Origin of the sequence: Mesorhizobium sp. WSM1293 (assembly GCF_000513875.1) — a bacterium.
Taxonomy (GTDB): Bacteria; Pseudomonadota; Alphaproteobacteria; order Rhizobiales; family Rhizobiaceae; genus Mesorhizobium; species Mesorhizobium ciceri.
Window position 1 is genome coordinate 1 of sequence record NZ_AZUV01000048.1, and the last position, 5,036, is coordinate 5,036.

At 61.3% G+C, this 5,036-nt stretch carries 3 protein-coding genes and 1 riboswitch; all 3 genes read left to right on the forward strand.

Translation table 11 applies throughout. From position 1 onward, the window contains the following. Window positions 1–404: PfkB family carbohydrate kinase (locus M729_RS0130255; protein WP_027163776.1), on the forward strand; the 404-nt coding region annotated here is incomplete at its 5' end. A 386-nt stretch (window positions 405–790) separates the two neighbouring features. Beyond that, window positions 791–990, forward strand: a riboswitch (cobalamin riboswitch). Between the two features lie 115 nt (window positions 991–1,105). Beyond that, window positions 1,106–3,451 carry a 5-methyltetrahydropteroyltriglutamate--homocysteine S-methyltransferase gene (metE, locus tag M729_RS0130260; protein ID WP_027163777.1) on the forward strand — a complete coding sequence of 782 codons (2,346 nt, stop codon included), beginning with the start codon at window positions 1,106–1,108 and terminating at the stop codon, window positions 3,449–3,451. Window positions 3,452–4,113: 662 nt separating this feature from the next. Further along, window positions 4,114–5,036, forward strand: a 923-nt coding sequence (gene tdh, locus M729_RS0130265) for an L-threonine 3-dehydrogenase (protein ID WP_084652769.1), incomplete at its 3' end; no start/stop codon positions are given.

The window sequence follows — 5,036 nt, forward strand, 5'->3', positions numbered from 1 at the left end:
GCGACGAATTCCTTGAGCTGATGCGTTCGGGCACGGTCGACATCGTCTTTGCCAACAGCCACGAGATCAAGTCGCTCTACCAGACGTCGTCGTTCGTCGAGGCGCTGGCCCAGATCCGCAAGGATTGCCGGATCGCCGCCGTGACCCGCTCGGAAAAAGGCTCCGTGATCGTGNGCGGCGACGAGACGGTGGTGATCAAGGCGACCGCCATCAAGGAACTGGTCGACACGACGGGCGCCGGCGATCTCTATGCCGCCGGCTTCCTGCATGGCTACACGCAAGGCCGCGACCTGCAGACCTGCGGCGACCTTGGCTCACTGGCGGCCGGATTGGTGATCCAGCAGATCGGCCCCAGGCCTCGGCAGAATCTGCGCCGCGAGGCTGAGCAGGCGGGGTTGTTGTAGGGCAGCATCTCGGCCACGCATTGCCCACCTTTCCCTTTTGCAGGCTGTCCAGGCAAGCGCGTGTAAATCGAACGCGTACCAGTCCGAGAAGCATGCCGGTTTTTCTCCAAATTTCTGATTGTTGAGGCTCAGGAACATTGGCGCACTTCGGGCCAGTACTGCCGCCCGATGATGAATGGCCAACACGGGCCCTTTGACGAAGTCGTTTTGAGACGGGATCGTACAAGAGGCAGATTGCCCGAGGGGCGAGCCACAGTCTGCAACATCGGAGCCGCAGAATGCTCAGCTCTACGGCGACATGGGACGTGGAACAAGCCGCAGGCGAACAATTTACATAAACACATAAACATTTCTTTATACGGCATTGACAAGAAATTGGGCTGCTGCGATTGTTCGCATGTCGTGGTTCTCCGCAAGGCGTTGCCGTAGCGGAGCTAAGAGGGAAGCCGGTACATGCCGGCGCTGCCCCCGCAACTGTAAGCGGCGAGCCAAACCCAACAATGTCATTGGGGCGAATGCCCCGGGAAGACGGGGCAGAGGCTGTGACCCGCGAGCCAGGAGACCTGCCTCGGTAAACAACGTCCACAGGCGGGGTGTCTGGTGGCTGCGGCAGCTCGGCGTTGATGCCGGCCTGCTAGCGCCTTCCTTGCCCCCCGCCCCAACCATCGGGGTATGGAATGAATGTCTCCCAGCAAGTTCCCATAGCAACGCTTGGCGTGCCGCGTATCGGTCGCCGGCGAGAACTGAAATTCGCTCTCGAAAGCTACTGGTCCGGAAAATCGTCTGCTGCCAACCTTCTGGCGACGGCGAAGGCACTGCGTGCCGCCAGTTGGAGCGAGCAGCACGACCGCGGCGTGTCGAAAATCCCGTCGAACGATTTCTCACTTTATGACCATGTGCTCGACACCGCGGCAATGGTCGGCGCCGTGCCAGCTCGTTACGGCTGGACGGGCGGCGAGGTCCCGCTCGACATCTACTTCGCGATGGCGCGCGGCACGCAAGGCGATACCGCGGGTTGCGGACAGGCCAGTCACGGGCATGCAGTTCAGGGGCAGCGCGTAACCGCGATGGAAATGACCAAATGGTTCGACACGAACTACCACTACATCGTGCCGGAGCTGGGCGACGATCAGACCTTCGCCCTCTCGTCAACCAAACCAGTCGATCACTTTCTGGAGGCAAAAGAGCTCGGCATCCATACACGCCCGGTCATCCTTGGACCGGTGACCTTCCTCAAGCTGGCGAAGTCTCCCGATCAGGGCTTTAATCCCATAGCGCTGCTACCGCGGCTGCTGCCCGTCTACGAGCAACTCCTGCAGAGGCTGGAACTCTCGGGGGCCGACTGGGTGCAGATTGATGAGCCGGCGCTTGTGCTCGACCTTAACCCGAACGAACGAGCTGCCTTCGAATTCACCTACGGCCAGCTGTCGAATGCCGCGCCCAAGTTGAAAGTTATGTTGGCTACCTATTTCGGGCCGTTGGGAAACAATCTCGAGACCGCGGTTTCGCTGGGCCTGGCGGGCCTGCATCTCGACCTCGTGCGCGCTCCCGAGCAATTGGAGACGATTGGTCGGCTCGCACCGAAGGATCTGGTGCTCTCGCTTGGCTTGATCGATGGCCGCAATGTCTGGCGCGCGAACCTGACCGCCATTCTCGACCGCATCAAGCCGGTCATCGCCGGTTGGCCGCTCGACCGCGTCGAAATTGCGCCTTCCTGCTCGCTGCTTCACGTGCCGATGGACCTGCGGATGGAGACCGCGCTCGATGTAGACGTCCGTTCGTGGCTGGCATTCGCCGCCCAGAAGACTGAAGAGCTGCTCGTGCTGGCCCAAGCCTTGTCCGAAGGCTGGGAGGCCGTAACAGGCGGGCTGAAGGCTTCTGATGAGGCGGCCGCCGCGCGCGCAATGTCGACAAAGGCCCATGATCCGCTCGTCCGCGGGCGCGTCAGCAGCATTGACGGCGCCATGAAGCAACGAAAGAGCGCATTTGCCAAGCGCTCGAGAGTCCAGGCTGACACGCTCGCCCTGCCGTTGTTCCCGACGACGACCATCGGGTCCTTCCCGCAGACGCCCGAGGTGCGCAGGGCACGCTCCGCTCATGCGAAGGGTCGGCTGAGCTATATGGACTATCAGACCTTCCTGAAGAAGGAGACTGAGTGGGCCGTCCGTTGGCAGGAGGAGATCGGGCTCGACGTGCTGGTACATGGCGAGTTCGAACGAAACGACATGGTGCAGCATTTCGGCGAGCAGTTGTCCGGCCTCGCCTTCACCCAGCATGGCTGGGTGCAAAGTTACGGCTCCCGGCTCGTGCGCCCTCCCATCATCTTCGGCGACGTATCGCGGCCCAATCCGATGACGGTTCTCTGGTGGCAATTTGCCCAGTCGCTGACGAAAAAGCCGGTGAAGGGCATGCTCACGGGCCCAGTGACGATTCTTAACTGGTCTTTTGTTCGCGACGACGTACCTCGCGCCGAGGTCTGCCGCCAGATTGCACTCGCCATGCGCGATGAAGTGGCCGACCTCGAAAGAGCTGGCGCAAGAGTGATCCAGATCGATGAGGCTGCGTTTCGCGAAGGCTTGCCCCTGCGGAAGTCCGAGTGGAAGCATTATCTCGGCTGGGCTGTCGAATGCTTCCGGCTCGCCTCGACGGGTGTAGAGGACGCGACTCAAATTCACACCCACATGTGCTATTCGGAGTTCAATGAAATCATCGACTCGATTGCTGAACTGGACGCGGACGTGATTTCAATCGAGACGTCGCGCTCCAAAATGGAACTGCTGGACGCCTTCACCAAGTCGAAATATCCGAACGAAATCGGTCCCGGCGTCTACGACATTCACTCGCCACGTGTCCCCGAGATCGGCGAGATCTTGCATCTTGCCCAACTGGCTCGCGAGCGACTGTCGGACGGCCAACTGTGGGTGAATCCGGACTGCGGCCTCAAAACAAGGAAATGGGAAGAGGTCCGCCCTGCCCTCATCAACATGATCGCTGCAGCCTGCGCGCTGCGGGAGAAAGTGCAGGCGCAGGCCGCTGGGCCACTGTGACCGGCAAACATGTGACCCGCGGGCCTCGCGGATAATTTGAGGCAGAAAGGACGGCATCGAAAAGCCGCGAAGACGTCGGTCGACGCGTGCGAGTCCACCCTTGTCGTCCAGCCGAAGGCCGCTGGACGGCTGAGCGGCGGGGCAGGATTTGGGACGCCGATTCTGGTCCGAGGACGGATGATTTCGGCCACGAAATGGAGGAAGGCGGTTTTGTCCGTGAGCTTCTGCCTCACAGGGCCAGCGGCCGACAGACGCGAGGGATCAACGCTTGCAGATGCCGCCTGAGCACTGGCACTATCGAGATATCGGCGGCGAGGTCGACCCATCAAGAGCGTCGGTGTCGATTTGACTGCGTCGCATGTGGCGGACATCGACAAAATAGCCATACCGCCCAGCCGCAAGCTGCGACCATTCCTCATCGTGCGAATTGAAGCCGGCTGCATCTGGCACGGCGTGTGCTCCGCTCCTGCTGAAGTTCCGCTAGGACAGAGCTTTTCACGCGCGCACGGCTCGCGGTGGTGTGTTGCTTCGACACAAACGCCCCCGTGGACATTACGATCGGTCCAAGAATTCAGCTGTGCTCTCCGAGCCTATCTTTCCGTCATGCAGGCTACCCGAGCAGTCGGGAGGAGTGGAACCAACCAAGTTGTAAGGAGCACCTGATGTCTAACATGATGAAGGCACTGGTGAAGGCCAAGGCCGAACCGGGCATCTGGATGGAAGAGGTGCCGGTGCCGGAGATCGGCCCCAACGACGTGCTGATCAAGATCAAGAAGACGGCGATCTGCGGCACCGACGTGCACATCTACAATTGGGACCAGTGGGCGCAGAAGACGGTGCCGGTGCCGATGGTGACGGGCCATGAATTCGTCGGCACCGTTGCCNATTTCGGCGCAGCGGTCACCGAATACAAGGTCGGCCAGCGCGTGTCGGGCGANGGCCACATCGTCTGCGGNCATTGCCGCAACTGTCGCGCCGGGCGAGGGCATCTGTGCCGCAACACGCTCGGCGTCGGCGTCAANCGNCCGGGNGCCTTCGGTGAGTATCTGGCNATCCCGCAGCACAANGTCGTGCCGATCCCCGATGATGTGCCNGACGAGATCGCNGCNATCTTCGATCCGTTGGGCAATGCCGTGCACACGGCACTCTCCTTCGATCTGGTCGGCGAGGACGTGCTGGTTACCGGCGCCGGGCCGATCGGCATCATGGGCGCGCTCGTCGCCCAATGCGTCGGCGCGCGAAAAGTCGTCATCACCGACATCAACCCGGTGCGGCTGGCGCTGGCGAAAAAGCTCGGCGTCCAGCATGTCGTCGACGCGTCCAAGGAAAAGCTGCGCGATGTCATGCCGGCACTCGGCATGACCGAGGGTTTTGATGTCGGCCTCGAAATGTCGGGCGCAGCCCCCGCCTTCCGCGACATGATCGACACCATGAACAACGGCGGCAAGATCGCCATTCTGGGCATCGCCCCGACCGGATTCGAGATCGACTGGAACAAGGTCATCTTCAAGATGCTGCATCTCAAGGGCATCTATGGCCGTGAGATGTTCGAGACCTGGTACAAGATGATCGCGCTGGTGCAGGG